This window comes from Campylobacter concisus UNSWCS (assembly GCF_000466685.1).
GTDB lineage: Bacteria > Campylobacterota > Campylobacteria > Campylobacterales > Campylobacteraceae > Campylobacter_A > Campylobacter_A concisus_A.
This window is the reverse complement of the sequence record NZ_ANNG01000045.1, coordinates 1-3,390: the sequence shown is the minus strand read 5'-3', so window position 1 is coordinate 3,390 and position 3,390 is coordinate 1. Positions and strand designations below refer to the sequence as shown.

The window sequence follows — 3,390 nt, the reverse complement described above, 5'->3', positions numbered from 1 at the left end:
AGATACCACTAAACTAACAAAAGATCTAGTAAATACTAGCATAAGCTCAAATGTAGATGGTAGTATGGATTTAAGGGTGCTAACAGCTGATGGAAGAGAGCAGATAAAGAGTGAGATAAAACATATCATTGATAAGTTAGATGACTTTAATAGGTTTGTAAAAGATAAAATTTCAGATGAACTTACAAATGAGCAAAAAGAACAAATAGAGCAAATAGGTTTAGAGAATTCTATTCTACAAGCCTTAAAAAAAGAAGGAGTAAGTGACGAAAAGATAAATTTATTGCTTAATGATGAGAATGTTAGAAGATTAATATCGGATTATGAGAATAGAAATAATGCTAATACTCCTAAATCAAATAATGAAATTATTTTAAAAGGTATTGAAGTTATTGCACAAAAGGATTTGCAAGATTATTTAGTAGATGGCGCTGAGGCAATAAACTCTATGGTTAAAATCGTAGGTGAGGAAAAAGCAGCAACTGCTATACTAATAACACAATTTGCAACACAAGGTATAGTTAAAACCTCTGTGTCAATGCTAATGGAAAAAGGAAAAGATACCTTATTTGGTGGAGTAAAAGACAAAATAAGCAACTATATATCAAAAGACTTATTTGATGTAAATGATAAAGGATGGCAAGATAAACAAAAAGAAGCTATCTATTCACTTTCAGATGTTTCAGCTGATTTTAGTATTGATTTGGCACTCTCAGGACCATTTGCTCTTATGAAAGGAGCTAAGAATTTAGGCAAAGCAAATAAGAAATTTGATGAGAGCTTAAAAGAAAATAATGTAAATAGTGATACTATTGCAAATTCTAATGCCGAGTTAAAGAGTAACGAGCATAATTTAAATAATAAAAATAGTAGTGATGGGGTTGGGGTTACTGGAAATGGAGATAAGGTAGCTACTGGCACTATTGGAGACATTGTTGAAAATAAAATTACAAGTAAAGAAACCGTACTAGAAATTTTTAATACTGTTGGTATAAAATCTATTGGGAAAGGGAGTAAAGGAGTTAGACTTGTTAAAGATAATAATGAATTAAACTTAGTGTGGGATAAATTAACAAAAGATGCAAAAGATATTAAGCCAGTTTTAACCAATGACAAGACAATTATAATTAGAAAAGAGCTTGATGATGGAACTATAATAAAATATAGACCCACCTCTAAAAGTGGCGGAGCTACTATTGAAATTGAGCCAGTAAATGGTGGAATTCGTAAAATTCACTATAAGGAGTAAAATGAAATACAAGATAATAAAAAGCGATAGTGATGGTTGGTCTTTTAATGATGATGTTGAATTGATTAGAAATTTTGGATTAGACGATGATGGCATTTTTTTAAAATTTTTAATTCAAATTCCAAATATTACAAAAATTGATATTTTAGAATATTTTGAACTGGCAATTTTGGAATTATGTTATTTCTATGAACCAGATATGTCTCGAAATTATTATATACACGAAGAATTAGATAAGAAATTTGGCGAAAATTCTCCCAATGCGACTTACGCAAGTGAATTTTATGCTGTTATGGGGCAACTATTTTTGGCTGGTTTTATTGATTTTGGTGTAGAAGACGGTAATTTGGATGAACTAGGAACAGATTTTGATACAAATTTATCCAAAATAGATTTAGGTATGACGCTTTATGAAAAATGGATTTATTTTAGAAATAATTATTTTTATAACAAGAAAATTTATAAAAGCGGATTTGATAAAGATGAATACGAAAATATTAAATTTCTTTTGAAAGATATGTGGCGACATCCTTGTACTTGGCTTGCATATATGCCTTGGATATGCATAACAAAAAATGGAGAAAAATATCTAAAAGAAGTTTTATATCCAAAAATTTATAATAAATACAAAAATATAGAAATCGAAATAGATGATAATGGAGAAATTTTATGGCAAGGAGTTACAGAGCTGGACCAAGAAACCACTTAAAAAAGGAGAAGGTGTGAGATTATGATGGTAAAGGTGGTTCGTTTGAATTAAATCAAGGATATAAAAATCCAAAAGATGATATTCATGGTAATCCGTATCTGAAAGCAACAGTCGGTAGTGAAAAAGTAAGAATTCCATTAAAATAAGGAAAAATATGAGAAAAGAACATATTATAGAGTTGTTATCTTCGGCAATAGAAGGCGACGGAATTATTTCGGTTGTTTTTAATTTTTTTCACAATGAGTGGCATTATTCATTAGATGAGTTAAACGAAATAATACATTTTGGTGTAAAAAATGGAGATTTAACAATAGAGAATGTAAAGAATGCAAACATACGCTACGACACAATAGATTGGCGATTAGATAATATTTATCAAGAAATTGTAATGGTCGATATTTATAAATATATGCCACTTTTATTTAATAAAAACCCACAAGTGCCAAAAGAGTATGAAAAATTTATAAGCGAGTAGGTATTATGAGCAGTTATATAGGAATTGGTTTTATATCTAAATGGACTACCAAAAATATTTTTATTTCACTAGACTAAATGATTGTAGTTACAATATTGAAAGGATAACAATTGTCAAATAGTGCTAGGCATATTAAAAAATGAAAAATTATTGGTGGATGTTTTATTAAAAAAACAAAAATGATTTTTATAAAAATATAGATTTCATCTATTTGGATTTAATAGTAGAATGGGTGATAAAAGCGGCAGTTTTGATTTTTTTAGGGATAGTTTATTATAGTAAAATGGTGCGCACATAGTGCCTAGCAAACCAAATTAATATTGATAAGGATTAATTATGGACACCAAAATTCTATTGTCAACCAAAAGAGCACTACAAGGTGAAATTACGCAAAATATGCGTGCGTTATATGTAGCGTTGGAAAATTTTACTATTAAACTATTGTTTATATATAATGGTGAAATAACAGACAATGATCAGGATAATATAGGATATATTAGTAGTTTGATTATCGCAGATTTTAACGAATATAAAATCGATGAAAAAGCAATTAGAATAGATTATCCAAAATCATTTGTGCTGTCAAAGAAATATGTTTTAGCATATGAAAGTCAAGAAAATATTGCATCAAATTCGGATAAAATTTTTGTGAATTTGGATAAATTAAAATTGGATAAAGATTGGTGTATTTACAAACTAGATGAATAGCTGTTGATATAAGATATATAAAAGAGCAAAATTCTTAATGTAGATAGAGTTTTCTACTCTGGTCTTAAATCAATAGATCTATCTAACCATAGAAATTTAAGCTACAGCTTATCTAAAAACCTAGCAACTCTAGGCAGTGGTAACATAGAGATAGCTGATAAAGAAAACTCTGATGATCTAACAAGACTAAATAGAGATACAACTAAACTAACAAAAGATCTAGTAAATACTAGCATAAGCTCAAATGTA

Annotated in this window: 3 protein-coding genes and 1 pseudogene; all 4 read left to right on the top strand. The window is 28.7% G+C overall.

Features of this window, described 5'->3' with window-relative positions:
* A pseudogene (locus tag UNSWCS_RS09530) lies at nucleotides 1–1,249 on the top strand (hypothetical protein); the annotation flags it as partial.
* A gap of 1 nt (nucleotide 1,250) precedes the next feature.
* A complete protein-coding gene (locus UNSWCS_RS09525) occupies nucleotides 1,251–1,958 on the top strand; it encodes a hypothetical protein (RefSeq protein ID WP_021088325.1) in 708 nt (235 codons plus the stop codon).
* A 154-nt stretch (nucleotides 1,959–2,112) separates the two neighbouring features.
* Nucleotides 2,113–2,433 carry a hypothetical protein gene (locus UNSWCS_RS09520; RefSeq protein WP_012001138.1) on the top strand — a complete coding sequence of 107 codons (321 nt, stop codon included), beginning with the start codon at nucleotides 2,113–2,115 and terminating at the stop codon, nucleotides 2,431–2,433.
* Nucleotides 2,434–2,769: 336 nt separating this feature from the next.
* Nucleotides 2,770–3,141, top strand: a complete 372-nt coding sequence (locus UNSWCS_RS09515) for a hypothetical protein (protein ID WP_035143864.1) — start codon at nucleotides 2,770–2,772, stop codon at nucleotides 3,139–3,141.
* Nucleotides 3,142–3,390: the final 249 nt, after the last annotated feature.